Annotated in this window: 10 protein-coding genes, 2 tRNA genes, 2 rRNA genes and 5 pseudogenes; 5 read left to right on the top strand and 14 right to left on the bottom strand. The window is 56.2% G+C overall.

From position 1 onward, the window contains the following. Positions 1 to 103: 103 nt before the first annotated feature. From SGP1_RS19875 to btuB, 6 genes and pseudogenes are all read right to left on the bottom strand, one after another. Positions 104 to 3,108, bottom strand: a 23S ribosomal RNA gene (locus SGP1_RS19875). Positions 3,109 to 3,355: 247 nt separating this feature from the next. Then, positions 3,356 to 3,431 (bottom strand) — tRNA-Ala (locus tag SGP1_RS19880). 198 nt (positions 3,432 to 3,629) lie between these two features. Next, positions 3,630 to 3,706: transfer RNA gene (locus SGP1_RS19885), tRNA-Ile, on the bottom strand. Between the two features lie 73 nt (positions 3,707 to 3,779). Beyond that, positions 3,780 to 5,321: ribosomal RNA gene (locus SGP1_RS19890) — 16S ribosomal RNA — on the bottom strand. The 16S and 23S rRNA genes sit together here with 2 tRNA genes alongside, the layout of an rRNA operon. A gap of 586 nt (positions 5,322 to 5,907) precedes the next feature. Continuing rightward, entirely contained in the window at positions 5,908 to 6,780 is an 873-nt protein-coding gene (gene murI, locus SGP1_RS19895; RefSeq protein WP_011411965.1) for a glutamate racemase, read from the bottom strand. Beyond that, positions 6,725 to 8,596 (bottom strand): annotated as a pseudogene (btuB, locus tag SGP1_RS25970) (TonB-dependent vitamin B12 receptor BtuB). Before btuB ends, murI begins: the two are co-directional and overlap by 56 nt. Positions 8,597 to 8,846: 250 nt before the next feature. Between btuB and trmA the strand changes: the two are divergent. Then, positions 8,847 to 9,959: a tRNA (uridine(54)-C5)-methyltransferase TrmA gene (gene trmA / locus SGP1_RS19910; protein ID WP_011411966.1), complete on the top strand. Its 1,113-nt coding sequence runs from the start codon at positions 8,847 to 8,849 to the stop codon at positions 9,957 to 9,959. 34 nt (positions 9,960 to 9,993) lie between these two features. On the opposite strand, the gene SGP1_RS19915 is transcribed toward trmA, so the two are convergent. After that, positions 9,994 to 10,371 (bottom strand): YijD family membrane protein, encoded by a 378-nt coding sequence (locus SGP1_RS19915; protein WP_011411967.1) that lies wholly within the window; start codon positions 10,369 to 10,371, stop codon positions 9,994 to 9,996. 3 nt (positions 10,372 to 10,374) lie between these two features. Further along, positions 10,375 to 11,019: an HTH-type transcriptional repressor FabR gene (gene fabR, locus SGP1_RS19920; RefSeq protein WP_041867695.1), complete on the bottom strand. Its 645-nt coding sequence runs from the start codon at positions 11,017 to 11,019 to the stop codon at positions 10,375 to 10,377. Positions 11,020 to 11,262: 243 nt separating this feature from the next. On the opposite strand from fabR, the gene sthA reads away from it, so the two are divergent. Beyond that, entirely contained in the window at positions 11,263 to 12,660 is a 1,398-nt protein-coding gene (sthA, locus tag SGP1_RS19925) for a Si-specific NAD(P)(+) transhydrogenase (RefSeq protein WP_011411969.1), read from the top strand. Here the strand turns inward: sthA and oxyR are convergent. The 4 genes and pseudogenes from oxyR to argC form a co-directional block, all read right to left on the bottom strand. Beyond that, the gene (oxyR, locus tag SGP1_RS19930) at positions 12,643 to 13,560 is read right to left on the bottom strand and encodes a DNA-binding transcriptional regulator OxyR (RefSeq protein ID WP_011411970.1); all 918 of its coding nucleotides are present in this window, start codon (positions 13,558 to 13,560) and stop codon (positions 12,643 to 12,645) included. The two genes, sthA and oxyR, sit on opposite strands and share 18 nt — an antisense overlap. A 385-nt stretch (positions 13,561 to 13,945) precedes the next feature. Beyond that, positions 13,946 to 15,319 carry an argininosuccinate lyase gene (gene argH / locus SGP1_RS19935; protein WP_011411971.1) on the bottom strand — a complete coding sequence of 458 codons (1,374 nt, stop codon included), beginning with the start codon at positions 15,317 to 15,319 and terminating at the stop codon, positions 13,946 to 13,948. Between the two features lie 126 nt (positions 15,320 to 15,445). Continuing rightward, on the bottom strand, positions 15,446 to 16,222 hold the full coding sequence (gene argB, locus SGP1_RS19940) for an acetylglutamate kinase (protein WP_173340376.1): 777 nt from the start codon (positions 16,220 to 16,222) through the stop codon (positions 15,446 to 15,448). A 20-nt stretch (positions 16,223 to 16,242) separates the two neighbouring features. Next, positions 16,243 to 17,249, bottom strand: a pseudogene (gene argC, locus SGP1_RS19945) (N-acetyl-gamma-glutamyl-phosphate reductase). A 195-nt stretch (positions 17,250 to 17,444) separates the two neighbouring features. Here argC and argE point away from each other — a divergent pair. The 3 genes and pseudogenes from argE to SGP1_RS25975 form a co-directional block, all read left to right on the top strand. Beyond that, positions 17,445 to 18,590, top strand: a complete 1,146-nt coding sequence (gene argE / locus SGP1_RS19955; RefSeq protein WP_041867696.1) for an acetylornithine deacetylase — start codon at positions 17,445 to 17,447, stop codon at positions 18,588 to 18,590. A gap of 234 nt (positions 18,591 to 18,824) precedes the next feature. Further along, positions 18,825 to 19,287 (top strand): annotated as a pseudogene (locus SGP1_RS36840) (phosphoenolpyruvate carboxylase); the annotation flags it as partial. A gap of 34 nt (positions 19,288 to 19,321) precedes the next feature. Beyond that, positions 19,322 to 20,455 (top strand): annotated as a pseudogene (locus tag SGP1_RS25975) (phosphoenolpyruvate carboxylase); the annotation flags it as partial. A 105-nt stretch (positions 20,456 to 20,560) separates the two neighbouring features. On the opposite strand, the gene metF reads toward SGP1_RS25975, so the two are convergent. Further along, positions 20,561 to 21,484: a methylenetetrahydrofolate reductase gene (gene metF, locus SGP1_RS19965; RefSeq protein WP_011411974.1), complete on the bottom strand. Its 924-nt coding sequence runs from the start codon at positions 21,482 to 21,484 to the stop codon at positions 20,561 to 20,563. 309 nt (positions 21,485 to 21,793) lie between these two features. Continuing rightward, positions 21,794 to 23,873: pseudogene (locus SGP1_RS19970) on the bottom strand (bifunctional aspartate kinase/homoserine dehydrogenase II); the annotation flags it as partial.

Below are 23,873 nucleotides of genomic sequence, written 5' to 3' on the forward strand. Positions count from 1 at the left end.
TGATATCGTCTTTCTGGCGCTCGCGTTCATGTCGCTTGCGCTTTGCCGCTAACGTTCGTTACAGCTCTGGCTTTCGCCCTCTCTCAAACAGCTCAGGTGTTGTAAGGTTAAGTCTCACGGGTCATTAGTATCGGTTAGCTCAACACCTCGCAGCGCTTACACACCCGACCTATCAACGTCATCGTCTTTAACGTCCCTTTAGGAGGCTCAAGGCCTCAGGGAAGACTCATCTCGAGGCAAGTTTCCCGCTTAGATGCTTTCAGCGGTTATCTCTTCCGCACGTAGCTACCGGGCAATGCCATTGGCATGACAACCCGAACACCAGTGGTGCGTCCACTCCGGTCCTCTCGTACTAGGAGCAGCCCCTCTCAATCTTCCAGCGCCCACGGCAGATAGGGACCGAACTGTCTCACGACGTTCTAAACCCAGCTCGCGTACCACTTTAAATGGCGAACAGCCATACCCTTGGGACCTACTTCAGCCCCAGGATGTGATGAGCCGACATCGAGGTGCCAAACACCGCCGTCGATATGAACTCTTGGGCGGTATCAGCCTGTTATCCCCGGAGTACCTTTTATCCGTTGAGCGATGGCCCTTCCATGCAGAACCACCGGATCACTAAGACCTGCTTTCGCACCTGCTCGAGCCGTCACTCTCGCAGTCAAGCTAGCTTATGCCTTTGCACTAACCTCACGATGTCCGACCGTGATTAGCTAACCTTCGTGCTCCTCCGTTACGCTTTGGGAGGAGACCGCCCCAGTCAAACTACCCACCAGACACTGTCCTCGGCCCGGATGACGGGCCTGAGTGAGAACATCAAACATTAAAGGGTGGTATTTCAAGGTTGGCTCCATGCAGACTGGCGTCCACACTTCAAAGCCTCCCACCTATCCTACACATCAAGGCTCAATGTTCAGTGTCAAGCTATAGTAAAGGTTCACGGGGTCTTTCCGTCTTGCCGCGGGTACACCGCATCTTCACGGCGAGTTCAATTTCACTGAGTCTCGGGTGGAGACAGCCTGACCATCATTACGCCATTCGTGCAGGTCGGAACTTACCCGACAAGGAATTTCGCTACCTTAGGACCGTTATAGTTACGGCCGCCGTTTACCGGGGCTTCGATCAAGAGCTTCTCCTTACGGATAACCCCATCAATTAACCTTCCGGCACCGGGCAGGCGTCACACCGTATACGTCCACTTTCGTGTTTGCACAGTGCTGTGTTTTTAATAAACAGTTGCAGCCAGCTGGTATCTGCGACTGGCTTCAGCTCGGGGCGCAAGGCCCTCCACCTACATGCCAGCGTGCCTTCTCCCGAAGTTACGGCACCATTTTGCCTAGTTCCTTCACCCGAGTTCTCTCAAGCGCCTGGGTATCCTCTACCTGACCACCTGTGTCGGTTTGGGGTACGATTCGATGTGACCTGGAGCTTAGAGGCTTTTCCTGGAAGCGTAGCATCAATTCCTTCACTACCGTGGTAGCTCGTCATCACGCCTCAGTGTTATGAAAGAGCGGATTTGCCTGCTCTTTCCACCTGCACGCTTGAACCGGGACAACCGTCGCCCGGCAAACCTAGCTTTCTCCGTCCCCCCTTCGCAGTCACACCTAGTACAGGAATATTAACCTGTTTCCCATCGACTACGCCTTTCGGCCTCGCCTTAGGGGTCGACTCACCCTGCTCCGATTAACGTTGAACAGGAACCCTTGGTCTTCCGGCGAGCGGGCTTTTCACCCACTTTATCGTTACTTATGTCAGCATTCGCACTTCTGATACCTCCAGCAGCCCTCACAGGCCACCTTCACAGGCTTACAGAACGCTCCCCTACCCAACGGACGTATCCTTAAAACGCCTTGCCCTTGTCCGGCTGTTGCCGACTTAACGGGAATGTGGCTTGCACGCGCCCGCTCATCGTCGCGTGGAGCGTTTTAAGTGATACGTCCGCTGCCGCAGCTTCGGTGCATGGTTTAGCCCCGTTACATCTTCCGCGCAGGCCGACTCGACCAGTGAGCTATTACGCTTTCTTTAAATGATGGCTGCTTCTAAGCCAACATCCTGGCTGTCTGGGCCTTCCCACATCGTTTCCCACTTAACCATGACTTTGGGACCTTAGCTGGCGGTCTGGGTTGTTTCCCTCTTCACGACGGACGTTAGCACCCGCCGTGTGTCTCCCGTGATAACATTCTACGGTATTCGCAGTTTGCATCGGGTTGGTAATCCGGGATGGACCCCTAGCCGAAACAGTGCTCTACCCCCGTAGATGACTTCACGAGGCGCTACCTAAATAGCTTTCGGGGAGAACCAGCTATCTCCCGGTTTGATTGGCCTTTCACCCCCAGCCACAAGTCATCCGCTAATTTTTCAACATTAGTCGGTTCGGTCCTCCAGTTAGTGTTACCCAACCTTCAACCTGCCCATGGCTAGATCACCGGGTTTCGGGTCTATACCCTGCAACTAGACGCCCAGTTAAGACTCGGTTTCCCTACGGCTCCCCTATACGGTTAACCTTGCTACAGAATATAAGTCGCTGACCCATTATACAAAAGGTACGCAGTCACACCCCGAAGGATGCTTCCACTGCTTGTACGTACACGGTTTCAGGTTCTATTTCACTCCCCTCGCCGGGGTTCTTTTCGCCTTTCCCTCACGGTACTGGTTCACTATCGGTCAGTCAGGAGTATTTAGCCTTGGAGGATGGTCCCCCCATCTTCAGACAGGATATCACGTGTCCCGCCCTACTCATCGAGCTCACAACAAGCGCACCTTCGGATACGGGGCTATCACCCTCTGTCGCCGGACTTTCCAGACCGTTCTCCTGATGCGCAAGCTGATGATGGCTCTGGGCTGTTCCCCGTTCGCTCGCCGCTACTGGGGGAATCTCGGTTGATTTCTTTTCCTCAAGGTACTGAGATGTTTCAGTTCCCCTGGTTCGCTTCGTCAAGCTATGGATTCACCTGACAATGATGCAACGAGTTGCACCGGGTTTCCCCATTCGGACATCGCCGGCTGATAACGCTTCATATCAGCTCACCGGCGCTTTTCGCAGATTAGCACGTCCTTCATCGCCTCTGACTGCCTAGGCATCCACCGTGTACGCTTAGTCACTTAACCTCACAACCCTGAGCTGTCTGCGCGCTACAGTGATAACGCTTGCGCGTTACCTCAGGTTTGCTTACTTCGTTTGAGAGACTCGCATACTGAGTTTGCACTTCAGCATGTGTTTCAAATTTTCAGCTTGTTCCGGATTGTTAAAGAGCGGTATTTCGCAGCGCGCTTGATAAACGCGCTCTGAAATAACACTACAGCAAAAAAAACCTTCTCATACCCACAAATGACCAAACCCGACTCCACAGCGAAATGGTGGAGCTAAGCGGGATCGAACCGCTGACCTCCTGCGTGCAAAGCAGGCGCTCTCCCAGCTGAGCTATAGCCCCAAGTCGTTTACCTTGCATATGCCGTCGCTCACCCGCGACGATACCGTTTACCTGCCGGTAAACCCGATACCGCACCGCGACGTTACAGTACGACAGCCAGTCTCGCCTTCTTCGCCCCCCTGACGCACAGCCTCTCATGCCGCCTGTCGGCAACATGCTGCCCTCCTCATCACGGGAACCCACGGAAATAAGCAGAACTGGTAGGCCTGAGTGGACTTGAACCACCGACCTCACCCTTATCAGGGGTGCGCTCTAACCACCTGAGCTACAAGCCTATAGCAGGTTTTTCTTGCTCGTGACAATTATCAGACAATCTGTGTGGACACGTCACTCAACGTATCGCTTAGGTAAGGAGGTGATCCAACCGCAGGTTCCCCTACGGTTACCTTGTTACGACTTCACCCCAGTCATGAATCACAAAGTGGTAAGCGCCCTCCCGAAGGTTAAGCTACCTACTTCTTTTGCAACCCACTCCCATGGTGTGACGGGCGGTGTGTACAAGGCCCAGGAACGTATTCACCGTGGCATTCTGATCCACGATTACTAGCGATTCCGACTTCATGGAGTCGAGTTGCAGACTCCAATCCGGACTACGACGCACTTTGTGAGGTCCGCTGACTCTCGCGAGATCGCTTCTCTTTGTATGCGCCATTGTAGCACGTGTGTAGCCCTACTCGTAAGGGCCATGATGACTTGACGTCATCCCCACCTTCCTCCGGTTTATCACCGGCAGTCTCCTTTGAGTTCCCGACCAAATCGCTGGCAACAAAGGATAAGGGTTGCGCTCGTTGCGGGACTTAACCCAACATTTCACAACACGAGCTGACGACAGCCATGCAGCACCTGTCTCAGAGCTCCCGAAGGCACCAAGGCATCTCTGCCAAGTTCTCTGGATGTCAAGAGTAGGTAAGGTTCTTCGCGTTGCATCGAATTAAACCACATGCTCCACCGCTTGTGCGGGCCCCCGTCAATTCATTTGAGTTTTAACCTTGCGGCCGTACTCCCCAGGCGGTCGATTTAACGCGTTAGCTCCGAAAGCCACAGCTCAAGGCCACAACCTTCAAATCGACATCGTTTACAGCGTGGACTACCAGGGTATCTAATCCTGTTTGCTCCCCACGCTTTCGTACCTGAGCGTCAGTCTTCGTCCAGGGGGCCGCCTTCGCCACCGGTATTCCTCCAGATCTCTACGCATTTCACCGCTACACCTGGAATTCTACCCCCCTCTACGAGACTCTAGCCTGCCAGTTTCAAATGCAGTTCCCAGGTTAAGCCCGGGGATTTCACATCTGACTTAACAGACCGCCTGCGTACGCTTTACGCCCAGTAATTCCGATTAACGCTTGCACCCTCCGTATTACCGCGGCTGCTGGCACGGAGTTAGCCGGTGCTTCTTCTGCAGGTAACGTCAATCGATAGCGCTGTTAACGCTAACGCCTTCTTCCCCGCTGAAAGTGCTTTACAACCCGAAGGCCTTCTTCACACACGCGGCATGGCTGCATCAGGGTTTCCCCCATTGTGCAATATTCCCCACTGCTGCCTCCCGTAGGAGTCTGGACCGTGTCTCAGTTCCAGTGTGGCTGGTCATCCTCTCAGACCAGCTAGGGATCGTCGCCTAGGTGAGCCATTACCCCACCTACTAGCTAATCCCATCTGGGTTCATCCGATGGTGTGAGGCCCGAAGGTCCCCCACTTTAGTCTTGCGACGTTATGCGGTATTAGCTACCGTTTCCAGTAGTTATCCCCCTCCATCGGGCAGATCCCCAGACATTACTCACCCGTCCGCCGCTCGCCGGCAAAGAAGCAAGCTTCTTTCCGCTGCCGCTCGACTTGCATGTGTTAGGCCTGCCGCCAGCGTTCAATCTGAGCCATGATCAAACTCTTCAATTAAAAGCTTGATGCTCAAAGAATCAAAACTGGTATTCATATGAATATTTGTTGTTCACTCTTCAAGACTTGATATTTCGGTATGTCGATATCGTCTTGTGAGTGCCCACACAGATTGTCTGATAAATTGTTAAAGAGCAGTGCCGGCTGTTTTCTCGACCCGCACGGGTGGCACATATTACGCTTTTCTGCTGTAAAGTCAAGCTTTTATTTTCCCGTAGCGGGCCGCCTGCCTCTGGCTGAGCCTGTGCGCCGTAGCGACTGTTCCCGGTCAGTGGAGGCGCATTATAGGGCCTTCACGGCCGGTGACAAGAGTTAATCGCAATTTTTGCGCCAACTAGCGATAAATTAAACGAATCGCCTGTTTTCCCTTATCCAATGAACGATCTGACGCTGATTTTCAGTCAAGTCCGATGCCGATACGCTACAAAACCCATATTCCCTTATCCCCCTATCCCCCTATTCCCCTATTCCCAAATTGCCCGCCGGCCATAATCTTTCCGCCACTTGTGCTATCCCTGGGGCGGCTGACATCCGACTCGCGAAAGGACGGGCAATAACGCGCGCCGAGAGGCCGCATCGGGTGCTGTTAAAGCGTAAGCATTCCCGATGAGCCGAAACCATAGCGCGTCAGTGCCGGCATCAGCGCTACCGCCTGTGGCGTGGTAACGAGGCAATAAGTTTTATTCGGTCCTGTTTCGCCCTGCAGACTGCTGACGTCCATGTCATGCTCCACCAGCCAAGCCGCGCGGCGGGCAATGGCCGACCCGGAATCGACCAGACGGGTTCCTTCCGGTAGTACCGCCTGGAGTTCCTGGCTCAGCAAGGGGAAGTGGGTACAGCCCAGTACGACCGTGTCAGGCGGCTCCGCTGCCCTTAGCCAGGGGCGCAGAAGTTTGCGCAACACCGGCAGGGGCACCAATTCGCCATGCAATCTGGCTTCCGCCATATCCACCAGTTCGGCCGTCCCTAACTGCAAAATTTGGCAATCGCCGGCGTATTGACTGATGAGATCATGGGTGTAACTGCGTTGTACTGTAGCGCGCGTCGCCAGCAACCCGACGATACCATTGCGGGTGAGTCGGGCCGCCGGTTTGATCGCCGGTACCACGCCGATAATCGGACAGGGGAAACGCTCGCGCAGCGCCGGCAGTGAAATAGTGCTGGCGGTATTGCAGGCAACGATGACCAAGTCGATCTTATGCTGTCGCCACATCGCACCAACAATGGCGACGACCCTATCGACAATGAATTGCTCCGGTTTTTCCCCATACGGGAAGGCCTCATTGTCAAAAACGTACAAATAATGGGCATTGGGCAACGTTTGCCTGACTTCATTATATATTGATAGGCCCCCCACGCCAGAGTCAAAGACAAGAATGGTGGGCCGTTTGGCGGCGCTGCCGTCAGAAAGCATAGGTTCCGGTGAGATAGAATTCCCATCCTGCAGTCTGGTAGCCATAAGCTGTCTCATAATTTTTATCGAACACATTGGCCAGTCTACCACGAACCGTCAACCGGGTTGTCAGCGGATATGACGCCGCAATATCCCACAGACTGATCCCGCCCAGCCGTACGCGTTGATTGGTGTTGTAATTAGTATCCCAACGCTGCCCCAGGTAACGGTAATTCAGCGACCAATCAATATCGGCTACCCGCCAGTCCAGCTGGTATTTCCCTGTTGTTTCGCGCGGCGGGCCAAAATCTCATTGGTCTTGGCATCACTCGGATCGAGATATTCCAGCGTCACCTGGTGGGATAGCAGACCCGTGGTAAACGAGCCGGTCCATTCTACCCCTTCAATGCGCGCCTTGCCGATATTGTAATAAGCTTCCTCGCCGCTATCTCACGCAATCATATCGTCGATGTCATTACGATAGGCCGTTAAACGCCAATCAAGCGGGCCGGTCAAGCCTTCGATTCCCCCTTCCCATTGCTTGCTCTGCTCGGGATTGAGCTGCGCATAGGCGCTGTAAAGCTGGCCGAGATTGGGTGCCTTATACGCGGTGCCATAAGACAACAGGAGGCGATAGCCTTCGACCACTTCCCAGGCGGCGCTGCCCTGCCATGTACCGTGCCAGCCAAATTGCGAATTATCATCCTCTCTGGCCACCCTCTCCAGGTGACAGGACCGTACAATTGCTGCACCGTGGCATACAGGCCGGTGTTGCGCTATTCGTAGCCATCGCTGAGATAATTGGTGTCGGGCTCGGTAGTCTGCTTCTGCCAATCCACCCCTGCGCTGGCAGTGCCGTGCGTAATTTGCAGCGTGTTTCCCCACGCTAAATAATACTGCTGAGAATCATCCAGCGTGGCGGAATCCGCATAGGGGCCATAGTGAGGATCGTAGTTATAGTCTTTAGTATGGTTGTAGCTGAAGGATAATTGGGACGCATAGATCCCTTGCTGGAAGCGCAGGCCGGTGTCCCAGGTGCGGCTGTAGAGCTGGCGGGTATCCGGTAGCGCATCCGGATGATTGAAGTCGCTATAAGAATAGGTACCGTCGTAGGCGCTGCGGTTGCTGAAACCGTAGGTGCGGGCAAACCCGCTGAACCGATCGTTAAACCGATGTTCCAGCCCGGCGTACAGCGTTTTACTCATAAAACCATCGCGATCGAGCTGTGCCGGGTCACCGTAGGTATCCGGCAAATTGGCCCGAACATCGAATCCACGGGTATAGGTATAATTACCCGCCAGGGTGGCGGTCGTATTCTCCCCCAACTGCTGGCGGGTAGCGCCATCGTAGGTCTGATAACCGTGGGAGCCCATGCCGGCGCTGAGCGTGCTGCCGTTCTACTCACGGGTAGTGATAATATTGACCACGCCGCCGATCGCATCCGAGCTTAGACCGCCGAACGCGGTCCGCGGATATATTCAATTCGCTGTACCAGCGCGATGGGGATCTGGCTGAGATCGGATGAGCCAGATATGCCCGCCTGATTCATCCGCACGCCGTCGATTAACACCAGCGCATGGCTGACGTTCGTGCCGCGAATGAAAAGCGAGCTTTGCTGGCCGAGACCGCCGTTCTGACCGATGTCCACCCCAGGCAACCGGCTTAGCGCCTCGGCCACGGATTTGATCTGTCTACGATCGATGTCGTCGCGGGTGACCACGCTAACCAGCGCCAGTACCGTGGAAACGGGTTGCGGGAAACGGTTCGCAGAGACTATCAGCTCATTACCGTCGTCTGCCTGAGGTGCGGCAGTCTCTTGCCCCTAGCCGGAAAAGGCCGTAACGGAAAGCGTCACCAGCACGGTCGTTTTTGTTTTAAACATCTTTTCGCATCCAATCGATTGGCAGGACGCCGCGGGCGACAGGTATCGGCCGCCGGTGGCGGACCTTGAGCAGGCGACGGAAAATCGGCCACGTTCTGGCCGGCCAATAATCCTACCGTCCCGGTAATAAACGTGTTCAGGAAACAAATGCACCAGAACAATGACATGCGACAAAACTGGACATTAACGGTTTATTCCCTACAATCCCGGGCAAAAGCGGTAATGACCGCCTGGCCAGCAGGAAACGACTATGACGCCCGAGACGTTACCCATCGATCAGTATGAACAGCAGTTGGCGGAAAAAGCGGCGCGTCTGCGGCAGATGATGCTGGCGTTTCAGGCACCTGAGGCGCAGATTTTCCGCTCACAGCCCGCGCATTATCGCATGCGCGCCGAATTTCGCATCTGGCATGATGAGGATGACCTGTATCACATCATGTTCGATCCGCAGACTAAAGCGCGGATCCGCATCGATCATTTCATGCCCGGTAGTCCGCTCATCAATGCACTTATGGCCGAAATGATGACGGCCATCCGACCAGAACCTCTGTTGCGCGCCAAGCTGTTTCAAATAGACTATCTAACGACGCAAAGCGGTGAGGCGGTCGTGACCCTCATTTATCACCGGCCGCTGGACGACGCCTGGCGCGAGTGCGCCGCAGGCCTGCGCGACGCCTTACGCGCGCGCGGTTACCATATCCAGTTCATCGGTCGCGCCAACAAGACTAAAATCTACCTGGATCGCGATTATGTCGACGAGCGTTTGACCGTCGCCGGCCGCACGCTCATTTACCAGCAGATCGAGAACAGCTTTACCCAGCCCAATGCCGGAATCAATGTACACATGCTGGAATGGGCGCTGGCGGCCACCGAAGGCGCGCAGGGAGATTTGCTGGAACTCTACTGCGGCAACGGCAATTTTTCGCTGGCGCTGGCGCGTCATTTCGACCGAGTGCTTGCCACCGAAATCGCCAAACTATCGGTGGAAGCCGCGCACTATAACATCGCCGCAAACCACATCGATAATGTGCAGATAGTCCGTATGTCGGCTGAGGAGTTTACCCAGGCGATGCGCAAAGAGCGCGAGTTTACCCGTCTCAAGGAGATTGATTTACAGAGCTACCGTTGCGAAACGATTTTCGTTGATCCGCCGCGTAGCGGGCTGGACGAGGCGACAGTCAGCATGGTGCAGGCGTATCCACAGATCCTGTACATCTCCTGTAACCCTGATTCTCTGTGCCGCAACCTTTCCACGCTATCTACCACCCACACTATCGAGCGGCTGGCGCTGTTTGATCAGTTCCCCTACACCCATCATATGGAATGTGGCGTGTTGCTGGTGCGCAAGGCGACGGCGGTTTAAGCCGTCGGCGCCATGCCCATGCCTGATTCAAACATCAGTAATTTTCATCACCGTCCGCTTGCGTGCGGCTCAGGATTTTCAGCCGCCGGCCAATCCACAAGACCAGCACCACCGCCAATATCGACGGCACGAAATTGGAGCCGATAGCAGGATATTCGGCGCGGACAATCGCGCTGTACAATAACAGTCCAAGCAGAAAATTTGCTGCCACCAGCAGCAGATAACCCGGCGGCATGGCACTCTGGTGATAACGCTGATGCAGGCAATACAGCGCCAGAGCCAGCGCAATCGGCGGAAAGAGGGAAAAGGGAACGATGGCGCTGAAAAGCGCGGTGAAACTGCCGTTAAGGGACAAGCCCGCGATCAGTGCCAACAGCAGTGTGCCTTTCTCTGCGAGGGTGTGTTGGGTCATCTGTTACCTGCCATTATTCTGAGTAAGGGTCAGCGCTTTTTCCTGCTCGCGACGGTACCAATAAAAAGCCCCTTTGGATATCATGCGCAGCTGCAGCACCAGCCGCTCTTCCAGCTGGCGGCGCTGCTCAAGATCGACATCCAGCGCCTCGGCGCCGGCATTGAACACGATGATAACCATCGCCTCCGCCTGCGCTTCGGTAAAGCTGCGCGACATATGGTTCTCGATTTCCAAATAATCGGCGAGCTCGGCGATGAAATGCTGGATTTCCCGCGCCACCGCGGCGCGGAAGGCGCTGGAGGTGCCGGAACGTTCACGCAGCAGCAGGCGGAAAGCGTTGGGGTTGTTACCGATAAATTCCATAAACGTGGCCACCGACGTGCGGATCACGCTGCCGCCCTTGGCGATACGCTGACGCGCCTGGCGCATCAGCTGGCGCAACATCAGTCCGCTTTCGTCCACCATAGTGAGGCCCAACTCATCCACATCGCGGAAATGGCGATAAAACGAGGTGGGCGCAATACCAGCTTGGCGGGCGACTTCACGCAGGCTCAGGCTGGCGAAACTGCGTTCAGCGCTCAACTGGCTGAATGCCGCCTCAATGAGCGAACGCCGGGTCCGCTCTTTCTGTTGCGCTCTGACGCCCATATAAACCATCCAGCCTCGCCATTAATGTAAAAAAACAACTATATCAAAATTTGTTGCAACAGCGTTGATACAAACTGTGTATTTTAACGTCCCGAGCCTCCTGCCACGACCCTGGGCCGTGCCCGGAAGCGCTAAGGACGTTCCGTGCGATTACCGCCCGCCCGATGCGTTGACAATTGGGATATGCGGGCATTGATGTTACAATATAGGTTGTCAATTTGTATTCATCGGGTTGGGACAGCTATGCAACCAAAGTACGATTACGATGCCATTATTATCGGTTCCGGTCCCGGCGGCGAAGGCGCCGCCATGGGATTGACCAAGCGTGGCGCGCGCGTCGCGATCATCGAGCGCTATGACAACGTCGGCGGCGGCTGCACCCACTGGGGCACCATTCCCTCCAAAGCGCTGCGCCAGGCGGTCAGCCGGATTATTGAAATCAATCAAAGCCCGCTGCACGGCAATACCCGTCTGCCCCACACCGGCTTCTCCGATATTCTGTGTCATGCCGATCAGGTCATAAACCAGCAAACCCACATGCGCCAGGGTTTTTACGAGCGCAACCACTGCCAGATTTTCACCGGCGAGGCCAGCTTCGTCGATGAACACCAGGTGCAGATCCACTACGGCGATAACACTACCGAAACCCTCAGCGCGGAAAATATCGTCATCGCCTGCGGCTCCCGGCCCTATCAACCCCAGGATGTGGATTTTGACCATCCGCGTATTTACGACAGCGACTCTATCCTCGACCTGAAGCACGATCCCCACCATGTGATTATTTACGGCGCCGGCGTTATCGGCTGCGAGTACGCCTCGATTTTCCGCGGCATGAACGTTAAGGTGGATTTGATCAATACCCGGGATCGGCTGCTGGCTTTCCTCGATCAGGAGATGTCCGACGCCCTGTCCTACCATTTCTGGGAAAACGGGGTGGTTATCCGCCACAACGAGGAATACGAAGAAATCAAAGGGCTCGATGACGGCGTCGAGGTGCGTTTCCGCTCCGGCAAGCGCATGAAAGCCGATTGTCTGCTTTACGCCAACGGCCGCACCGGCAATACCGATACGCTCAAGCTGGACAAGGTCGAGCTGGAAGCGGACAGCCGCGGGCTTATCAAGGTCAACAGCATGTACCAGACCGCGGCCCGCCATATTTACGCGGTCGGCGATGTGATAGGCTACCCCAGCCTGGCCTCCGCAGCTTATGATCAGGGCCGTATCGCCGCGCAGGTGATCATCAAAGGGCAGGCCAATGTGCAGCTGATTGAAAATATTCCCACCGGCATTTATACCATCCCCGAAATCAGCTCTGTCGGCAAAACCGAGCAAGAGCTTACGGCTATGAAAGTCCCGTATGAAGTCGGACGCGCACAGTTCAAACATTTGGCGCGGGCGCAAATCGTCGGCATGAATGTCGGTAGCCTGAAATTGTTATTTCACCGCGAGACGAAGCAAATCCTCGGCATCCACTGTTTTGGCGAACGCGCCGCCGAGATTATCCATATCGGCCAGGCCATCATGGAGCAGAAGGGGGAAGGTAATACCATCGAATATTTCGTCAATACGACCTTCAATTATCCCACCATGGCGGAAGCCTACCGGGTGGCGGCGCTTAACGGCTTAAACCGCCTGTTTTAAGCCGGTGCCCATGTAGGCTTGCATATGACTGCGGATACAGTCCGCCAGTTGCTCATAGCGGGCACGCAGCGGTGAACCGGGGCGATACACCAGCGCAATGGTACGTTTCGGTTCCGGTCTGTAACAGGGGAGATAGCAAACACCATCCCGCTTGCGCTCCCGCGGTACCGCCAGGGAAGGCAGCAGGGTAATGCCGCTGCCCGCCGCCACCATATTGCGCAGGGTTTCCAGGCTGGTGGCGCGGAAATGGGTGTCCTCGTCGGCACCGGCCTGGAAGCAAAAGCCCATCGCCTGATCGCGCAAACAGTGACCATCCTCAAGCATGAGTAGCCGCTCGCCGGCCAGATCGGACATCGGCACCCGATCGCGATCCGCCCAGGGATGATCGGCATAAATCGCCAACTGCATCGTTTCGTCAAACAAAGGCACTTCAATAAACGCTTCCGACTCTTTTACCAGCGCCAAAATGACGCAGTCCAGTCTGCCGCTGTCGAGCTGCTGTAGCAATTGGCTGGTTTGGGACTCATGTAAATACATTTCCAGCTTGGGAAAGGCCTGGTGCAGCATCGGAACAATATGCGACAGCAGATACGGCCCCACGGTAGGGATAAGGCCGATATGCAGCGGCCCCGACATGGATTCTCCCTGCTGGCTGGCCATCTCGCGCAGAACTTTTACTTCCCGCAGCACCGTACGCGCCTGATCCACCAGCAGCAGGCCGGCTTGGGTGAACAGCACTTTACGGCTAGTTCGTTCCAACAGCATCACGCCCAATTCATCTTCCAGCTTGCGCACCTGTCCGCTGAGAGTGGGCTGACTGACGTGGCAGGAGTCGGCGGCGCGTCGAAAATGACGATGCTCGGCCAGAGCCACCAAATATTCTAGATCGCGAATGTTCATGAATTCCTCCATCGACGCGATAGTCCGCGTCGATAGATAGAATAGCAATCAACGATTAACCCTATCAATAACTAAAATCAATAATAATTACCGCTACAGATCAATGGTGTCGAACTTCATCCATCTCGTTAAAATGATGAGATAAAGTTCAGGGTCAGAAAGGGAAAAGGTCCCGCAGGCGATATTCCCCGCCTATCAGGACGATCATTAGCTAAAGGCACCAATGGATGCACCGTGCAGCGCGAAAACGGTCAGCGTTTTGGTAGAAGACGCGGGCCGCCCGCAGAAGTGGCCTCCGCGGGCCAATGTCCGGCCACGCTGACCCACCGCGTCAACCCACCCATCTGCCGGGTAATAGCAATCGGCAGGCGCCGCACCGCGGCCTTTATGCCAGCCGCTGTTTTGCCTCGGCGATAGCCTGCGCGATCTGCTCCGGCGCCACGCCGCCTTTCGCCTTGCGCTGCGCCAGGCACGACGCCAGCGCCAGGACCGGATAGACATCCTCATCGATCACCGGGCTGAAAGCCTGCAGTCGCGCCAGCGGTAGCGTTTCCAGGGGCACTCCCTGACGGATAGCTTCCACCACTGCCTCGCCGACAATATGGTGCGCTTCGCGAAAAGGGATCCCCCGCGCCACCAGATAATCCGCCAATTCGGTGGCGTTGGCATAACCCTGCTGCGCCGCTTCGCGGCAGCGCGGCGATTTCAGTTGGATCCCATCGAGCACCAGCGCCGCCATATGCAGACAGTCAAGCCAAGTATCCAGCGCGTCGAAAAGTCCCTCTTTATCTTCCTGCATATCCTTGTTATAGGCCAGCGGCAGGCCCTTCAACGTCATCATCATGCCGGTCAACGCTCCCTGTACTCGTCCGCATTTGCCGCGGATAAGCTCCAGCGCATCGGGATTTTTCTTCTGCGGCATCAGCGACGAACCGGAAGTGACGCGATCCGATAATTCGATGAAGCCCGCCTCGCCGGTATTAAAGAAAATCAGATCTTCGGCGAAGCGGGAAAGGTGCACCATGCCAATCGCCGCATACGACAGGAGTTCAAGAACATGATCGCGATCGGAAACGCTATCCAGACTATTGCGTGTCGCAGAAGCAAAACCCAGCCAGCCGGCCAGCTTGTCGCGATCGATAGCATAGGCGGTACCGGCCAGCGCGCCGGCGCCGAGTGGGCTGACGTCAAGACGCGTCAACGTGTCGCGCAGGCGGCTTTCATCGCGGGCGAGCATTTCGCTGTAGGCCAGACACCAGTGGGCGAAGGTGATGGGTTGCGCGCGCTGTAAATGGGTATAGCCGGGCATCACCACATCCTGATGGGCCTCGGCGGTCATGACCAGCGCCTGCTGCAATAAGTGTATCGCGCCAAGCAGCTCGGTGACCTGCGCTCTACACCACAGCTTGAGATCGGTCGCCACCTGATCGTTTCGGCTGCGTCCGGTGTGCAACTTTTTGCCTAAATCGCCCACTTTATCAATCAAGCACTGCTCTACCCAGCTATGGATATCTTCTGCATCGCTCGCGAGGATGGCTTCCGGCGCGGTGCGCACCTCCTCCAGGGTCACGTTCAGAGCGTCTTCCAGCTGTTGCTGCTCCGTTTCGCTCAACACCCCCACGGTCACCAGCGCGCGGGACCAAGCCACGGAGCCGACAATGTCCTGTTCGGTCAGACGGTAGTCGAACCGCAGCGAGTCGTTAAAAGATTTAAAACGTTGATCCGCCGCCTGACTGAATCGTCCGCCCCAAAGTGCCATAACCTGCTCTCCTGAAAACGATGCTGACGCGCACCGCGCGCGGTAAAGGTGCGTACGCGGCCTCGTGCCGCGCCGTAAGAGGGTAAAACGAACCGGCCGGCGTCACGCTGCCGGCGAGGCCGGCAATCAGGCCAGTATACGGGTGCCGATGGCAACGCCGTTGAACAGCGCCGGCAGTTGCTCGGCGTGCCGCCAGCTGGCGATATCCACCGGCCTGCCCAGCGTTCGGGCCGCATCAAGCGCGGCGTTGACCTTCACTATCATACCGTCGGTGATGATCCCCTGCTCGATTAATTGCTCGGCTTTCTGGGCGGTCATTTCCGCGATGCGTTGGCCTTTGCCATCGAGAATCCCGCTGATGTCCGATAGCAAAATCAGGTCGGCGCCCAACGTAGCGGCCAGCGCGGTGGCCGCCTGATCGGCGTTAACGTTCATCAGTTCGCCGTCATGGGTCAGCCCAATCGAGCTAATAATGGGCAGATAGCCCGCCTCCAACAGCGTCGTCAGCAGCACCGGCGAACCGGGGTGAGCACGGCCGACATGACCCAGCGCCGGATCGAGCGGCGTGACGTTCACGCTATCGCCATCCCCGAGGCACAGTCCTACCGCATTGATGGCGTGTTTTTTCGCCCACGCCAGCAACGTTTTATTGGCGGTGCCGGCCAGCGCGCCGGTAATAATCGCGATCTGATCCGCAGGCGTCACCCGCAGGCCGTTTTTCTTTACCACCGGCAGGGAAAGTTTGTGCATCAACTCGTCCACCAGGCAACCGCCGCCGTGGACGATAAGCAAAGGGCACCGGTGCTCGGCGCGATAACTGTCCAGCGCGGTAAACAAACGCTCCAGCGCCTCGTCGCTATCCAGCAAAACGCCGCCCAGTTTGATAATCAATGGATTCATTATGTTATTGGCCTCATTAGTGCTTAGCAAAGCGCCAGCGTCTGCGCAAAATCAAAACGGATATTGGCGCACTGCACCGCCTTCGCCGCCGCCCCTTTTAGCAGGTTATCCTCGGCGGCGACCACGATCAGATGTTCGCCCTGCATTTTGAAACCGATATCGCAAAACGGCGTGCCCACTACCACCTTCAGCGCCGGCACGCCTTGGTCGTAAAGCCGCACCAGCGGTTTATTGTCATAGGCCTGATGGAAACTGGCCGCTACCGCCGCAGACGTCACTCCGGGCTGCAGCCGGCAGGTGATGGTCGCCAGAATGCCGCGGGCGAAATTGCCCAGGTGCGGTGTGAAGATCACCGGAATACCTAAATGACTGGCAATCTCTGGCTGATGCCGGTGGTTGAAAATGCCATAAGGTTGCAGGCTGACTTCGCAAAAACTATTGCCGAGCGACGCCTTACGCCCTGCGCCGCTGCCCCCGCTGACCGCATTGATCACCGGCCACTGGTCGCCATGTAGCAACCCACTCTCGACCAGAGGTTTAAGCGCCAGCTGTGAGGCGGTGGGATAACAGCCGGGCACCGCCACCAGTTGGGCGGTTTTCAACGCCGCTTCCTGCCACTCCGCCAGTCCGTAGACCGCACGATCCAGCCAGTCGCCGTGCTGATGTTCAAAACCGTAGTATTGGCTGTAAAAGGCCGCCTGATTGACTCGGTAGGCGCCGGAAAGATCAAGCACCACGCAGCCGGCCGCCAAAAATTGCGGCGCCAGATCATGGCTCACTTCATGGGCGGTGGCGAGAAACACCACATCGGCGCTCTTCGCACATTCGCTGACATCGTCCATTGGCTGCAGCGGCAGATCGACAATGCCTTTCAATTGCGGGTGTAGCTCGGACAGAAATTTGCCGGCATCAGCGCTCTGCGCGGAAACCGTCAGCGCGGCGAGATTCATCTGCGGGTGGCGGGCCACACGTAGAACGCAAGCTCAGCGCCGGTGTAACCGCTGGCGCCGACAATCAGCGTATTCAGCATGAAATTTATTTGCCTTCTTAACAATATCAGAACGGAAGTTGGGCGAATCAGCGCCAATCCGCTGTTCACCCGCGAGGTCAAGCGTAGTAGTCTGGTATTAACCCTTAAACGTCATGCTCGACATTACCGTATTATTATTCATAATAAATGCATAAATATTGATACCATCCAAAGCAAAGGCTGTCAACCACGATGATGAAATTACCCCCTTTTATTGAGTTGTACCGTGCGCTCATTGCCACACCGTCCATCAGCGCCACCGACGCCGCGCTGGATCAAAGTAATGAGGCCTTAATCACCTTGCTGGCGGGCTGGTTCCGCGATCTGGGATTTCAGGTGGAGGTCCAGCCGGTACCGGGGACATGCAATAAGTTTAACATGCTGGCCAGCGTGGGCAGTGGACCAGGGGGATTATTATTAACGGGCCACAGCGATACGGTTCCTTTTGACGATGGCCGCTGGACGCGGGACCCTTTTGTTCTGACCGAGCACGACAATAAACTCTACGGTTTGGGCACCGCGGATATGAAAGGTTTTTTTGCTTTTGTGCTGGACAGCCTGCGGGATATTGATGTCGCTTCATTTAAAAAACCATTGTATGTCTTGGCGACCGCGGATGAAGAAACCTCCATGGCCGGCGCCAGATATTTCGCCCGCAGTAGTCAGCTGCGGCCGAATTGCGCCATCATCGGCGAACCTACCTCGCTGACGCCGGTGCACGCGCACAAAGGCCATCTTTCCAACGCGGTCACCGTTATGGGTCAGTCGGGGCACTCCAGCGATCCCGAGCGCGGCGTCAACGCCATCGAGGTGATGCATGAAGCGATCTCTCACTTGATGCTGCTGCGCGATACCCTACAGACACGCTACCATCATCCGGCTTTTGTCATCCCCTACCCCACGATGAATTTCGGCCATATTCACGGCGGCGACGCGGCCAACCGCATCTGCGGCGGCTGCGAATTGCACATGGATATTCGCCCGCTGCCCGGTCTGACCTTGGGCGACCTGGAAGAGCTGATGACCGATGCCCTGGCTCCCGTCAGCGAACGCTGGCCGGGTCGTATCACGATGTCAGCACTGCATCCGCCCATCCCGGGCTATGAATGCCCGACGGATGCGCCGCTGGTGCAGGTGGTGGAAAAGCTGCTGGGAGTGGAAACCGAAGTGGTCAATTACTGTACCGAAGCCCCGTTTATCCAGGCGTTATGTCCAACCCTGGTACTGGGGCCGGGCTCAATTAATCAGGCCCACCAACCTGATGAATTCATTGATACCGCTTTCATCAAACCTGCCCGGGAATTGATTACGCAGATCGTGCAACATTTCTGCCATCACTGAATAAAAAACCCGCTTTCCACGCTGGCAGGGTCGCGCGTGGAAAACACCGCCCGAATGAATAAGATATTCTTATAATTGGCAGGTGTAATTAAATTTCGCGAATTGCCGCGAATGTGGTGTTTTTTGTCGTGAAATGTTGGCAATTGACGGACCTTACGATACGTGTCTAGATAAAGGCAAACGATTAACTCCATCCGGTGAAATAAATTTACAAAGAGTCCAATCAGGGTCCATATGAACGAACAATATTCGGCAATGCGAAGCAATGTTAGTATGCTCGGGAAGCTTCTGGGCGACACGATAAAAGATGCGATGGGTGAAAATATCCTGGAAAAGGTCGAAACCATCCGCAAATCGTCCCGGGCCGGCAATGAAAAGCATCGCCAGCAGTTACTTTCCACCCTGCAAAACCTGTCCAATGATGAGCTGCTGCCGGTGGCGCGTGCCTTCAGCCAATTTCTCAATTTAGCCAACACCGCTGAGCAATTTCATTCGATTTCCCCTCATGCATGGCGAAGTGGCTAATAATCCTGAAGGGCTGGGTAAAGTCTTCACCCGGCTGAAACATCATCCGGAACTGAATGAGAAAGCCATTCGCGCCGCGGTGGAATCCCTGTCGATTGAACTGGTCCTGACCGAGCACCCCACCGAAATTACCCGCCGCACCCTGATACATATGCTGGTGGAGGTGAATAGCGGTAGATCTGTTTATACGCGATATTCAGGTGTTGGTGTCGGAGCTGTCGATGGGCGAATGTACCCCCGAGCTGCGCGCGTTGGCGGGAGGTGGCGAAAGAAGATCAGGAGCCTTATCGCTGGCTGATGAAGCGTATGCGCGCGCAGTTATTGAGCACCCAGGACTGGCTGGCGGCGCAACTGCGCGGCGAACATCGTTCGGCGCCAACCGATTTGCTGGAAACCAACGATCAGCTTTGGGAACCACTTTACGCCTGTTATCAATAGCTGCGGGCCTGCGGGATGAAGATTATCGCCAGCGGTCAGCTGCTGGATACGCTGCGGCGCATTAAACGCTTCGGTATTCAGTTGGTGCGCATCGACGTGCGTCAGGAGAGCACCCGCCATACCGAGGCATTAAGCGAAATTATCCGCTATCTGGGGCTGGGAGATTATGCCAGCTGGCCGGAAACCGATAAACAGGCGTTTTTAATCCGCGAGCTTAGTCAGGAGTGGCGCGCACTGATGGAGGAGCTATCGACGGTTTCCTGCGATATGTATCGCGGCTACGTGCGTTAAAACCCGGATTTCGTTCCTTATTTCCGTTCAGCGACCCCGGAGCTGGAGCTGGGCAAATTACCGCTCGGCTCGCGGCCGGCCAAACGCCGCCCTTCCGGCGGTGTCGAGAGTCTGCGCGCCATTCCCTGGATTTTCGCCTGGACGCATAACAGTCTGATGCTGCCCGCTTGGCTGGGGTCCGGCACGGCGCTGCAAAAAGCGGTGGAATCCGGCAAGCAAGACCAATTGGAAACCATGTGCCGCGATTGGCCCTTTTTCTCCACGCGCATCGGCATGCTGGAGATGGTTTTCGCCAAAAGCGACCTGTGGCTGGCTGAATATTACGATCAGCGTCTGGTGGAGGAGTCCTTGTGGCCGCTGGGCAAACAGCTGCGGCAACAGCTGGAGGACGATATTAACGTGGTATTGACGATCTCCAACGACGATCATCTCATGGCCGATTTGCCGTGGATTGCCGAATCCATCGCCCCAAGTAATGTGTATACCGATCCGCTCAATGTGTTGCAGGCGGAGCTGCTGCATCGTTCACGGCAGCAGGAGCATCCAGATACAAGGGTGGAACAGGCGTTAATGGTTAACTATCGCCGGCGGGGATGCGAAACACTGGCTAAGGACGGTGAAGCGCGCGGCGGCAGCAAAGCCGCCCGCGAACGACATGGGCGCTTGCGACAACGGGCCGTCACGCCCGCAAATCAGAAACCAGGCAGCGGGAAGCGTTATCCCGCGGCCCGATTGGCCGCAGGGGCAATCTTGATCTCCGGGCGCACTCCCAGCGTATGGCAGATGGCATAGGTAAGCTCGGCGCGATTCAGGGTGTAAAAATGGAAATCCTTTACCCCTTCCCGGCTGAGGATTTTCACCATGTCCATGGCGATGGAGGCCCCCACCATTTTGCGGGTTTCCTGATCGTGATCCAGTCCGTCGAACATAGTGGTCATCCAGTTGGGCACTTTCACATTGGTGACGGCGGCGAAACGTTGCAGTTGGCGAAAATTGGACACCGGCAAAATACCCGGCACAATTTCCGTATCAATACCGGCGGCAACGCAGCGGTCGCGAAAACGCAAATAACTTTCCACATCGAAAAAGAACTGGGTAATCGCCCGGCTGGCGCCCGCATCCACTTTCCTCTTCAGATTGATCAGATCCGATTGAGCACTCTTGGCTTCCGGATGCACTTCCGGATAGGCCGCCACGGAAATATCGAAGTCGCCCACTTTTTTCAGCAGCGCGACCAGATCGGCGCCGTACATCGCCGGCCGACCGCTGCCGGGCGGTAAATCGCCACGTAACGCCACGATATGGCGAATCCCGCTATGCCAATAGTCCTGTGCTATCGCCTGCAGCTCGTGCGGGGTGGCGTCGATACAGGTCAGATGCGGTGCGGCATCCAGACCGGTACGCTCTTTGATGTCTTTAATAATGCTGTGGGTACGTTCGCGTTCGCCGGAATTGGCTCCGTAGGTCACCGAGACAAAAGTCTGTTTCAGTTCGCTCAGCCGGTCGATAGATTGCCAGAGAGTTTGTTCCATCTCGCTGGTGCGAGGGGGAAAAAACTCAAACGAGACGTTTATCTGGCCCTGCAGTTCCGCCAGATTCTGATTCAATGCTTCCCGCTGATTGGCGTGAAAGAAACTCATACCGTTACCTCATGACACAGTGTAGGAGAGGCATTATGCCCACCACAGATAAGCGTCTATACGTTTAGACTTCTAAATGGAAAATGACTGAATTCACGAGTTTCGTCAATCAATTAATTGTTACCGAAGGCGATTAATATTCAAGGAGCGTGAATAATTTTCAATTTAGCCAAGTGAAGCTGAAACGATTACAACTTGGGAGGTAAAAAGATCTCGCGCATAGCGCGGGGAAAAGGCCCTGGGCGGTTCCTTTTGAATAAAGCTGAGCGGGCATTTCCGCGATGCATTCGCGCACGGCGCGGCGAGAAGAAGCCTATTAATCACTACCGGAATGGCGCCCCCAGGGCCGCGAATGACCAGCGGATTATCGCGGTACCAGCGACTCTCGATAGCAAATACGTTGTCGCAGGGCAGCAATGAGGCCATCGGGTGCTCCGGCCGTACCGCCTCCACGCCCGCCCATGCCTTGCCGTTAGCCTCGAAACGAGCGATATAGCGCAGCACCAGCCCCATCTCTTGCGCCGCCTCCAGACGCTGTAGCATGTGTTCGTTCAGCGCCTCGCCGCCTTCCTCGAAGAAGTGATCCACTGACCCCACTTCATGCCCGGGCGCCACCAGCAATTCAACCCGGACCTGATTGGGTTCGATGGCATACCCCGCCTCGCGGGCCAGAATCACCAGTTTACTCATGACATCCTGGCCGGAGAGATCGACGCGCGGGTCCGGCTCGGTCAGGCCCTGCTGCCAAGCCTGTTCCACCAGTTCGGTGAAGGGCACGCTGCCGTCAAACTGTAAAAACAGCCACGACAAGGTCCCCGAAAAGATACCGCTAATGGAGAGAATGCTATCGCCGCTGTCGAGCAAATCCCGCACCGTATGGTTCACCGGCAGGCCGGCGCCAACCGTCGCGTTGTAAAGCCAGTGGCGGCCGGTCTTGGCGAAGGCGTCACGCACCTGGCGGTAGTTATCACCGTCAGACGCGCCCGCCAGCTTGTTGGCGCTGATGACGTGGAAACCGTAGCTGGCAAAATCCAGATACTGATCCGCCACGGCTTCGCTGGCGGTCACATCCAGCACTACCAGATCGTCATAAGGATGGGCGCGCATCCACAAAAACAGATCTTCCGGCTCCGTGAGCGTCGCCTCATCATTGAAAAAGGCCAGCGCCCGGCTGGCGTCAAGGCCGTCGTAGCTCAGCACGCTGCGCTGGCTGTCCACCACTCCGCTGAGAATGAATTCAAAACCGGTACGCGCCGAGAGATTTTTCTGCTCGCGGGCAAAAAGCTCCAGCCAGCGCGAACCGATATTACCCTTGCCGAACAGCATCAGGCCGATACGTTTCTCGGCGCGGAACAGCGAGGTGTGCAGCCCCTGAATGACATGCTCGGTAGGCCCTACGCGCATCACCGCCACCAGACTGATGCCGTCCTCTGCCTGCCAGAAGAATTCGATGGGTTGATATTTAAGCTGCTGATAAAAACGGTGGCTGTGCAGCGGGTTTTTCGCCACGCCGGCGCCCACCCAGCGCGACCAGCGCCACGCCTTCGCGCAGTTGCAGATGCGCCGGCAGACCGGCCTGTTCAAGAATACGCAACGCGCTGCCGGCGACCTCGGAGGTGTAGAACAGCTGCAGCAGCGGCAACAGGCAGGCATCTTTCACCTTGCGCGGATCGGCGCTGTAAACGCCGGCCACATCGCTCCAGATAGTGACACGGGCGACGCTTGCCAGCGCGCCAATCTGGGTGGCGGAATAATCGCTGCCGTTACGGCCGAGCAACACCGTCTCCCCGGCCTGGTTGCGGCAAATAAAGCCCGTGACTACCAGCCGCCTGGAGGGATGTTGCGTCAACAATTGCTGCAACAGCGGCCAAGAACGGCCCTCATCGATCTGGGGTTGAGCGGCGCGTTCGGCGCGCAGAAAATCCCGTGCGTCCAGCCACTGCGCTTCCATATCCAGCTGGCTGAGCAGCGCGGCCATCAGCCGCGCCGACCAGATTTCACCATGGCCGACCACCTCGGCGTACACCGCGTCGGTTATGGGAGCATCCAGCAATGCCGCCAGCCGCTCCAGGTCGAGAATGAACGCGCTAAGCAACCCTTCAGCGTCTGCGGGAGACAGCAAGCCGCTAATCAGTTCGCTTTGATAGCGGCGTAAATTCTGCTGCACCTGGTGGGCGGACAGGCGATCGCTTTGGCTCAGCGTCAGCCAGCTTATCAGCTGGTTGGTCGTGCTGCCCGCCGCGGAAACCACCATCAGATCACCGGGCCGGCTATACTCGGCCATAATCCCTGCCACCCGCTGGTAACATTTCACGTCGGCAAGGCTACTACCGCCAAATTTATGCAATTGACGGCCGGTCGGGCTGTCCACGCTTACTAATGGACTCAT

Origin of the sequence: Sodalis glossinidius str. 'morsitans', assembly GCF_000010085.1 — a bacterium.
GTDB lineage: Bacteria > Pseudomonadota > Gammaproteobacteria > Enterobacterales > Enterobacteriaceae > Sodalis > Sodalis glossinidius.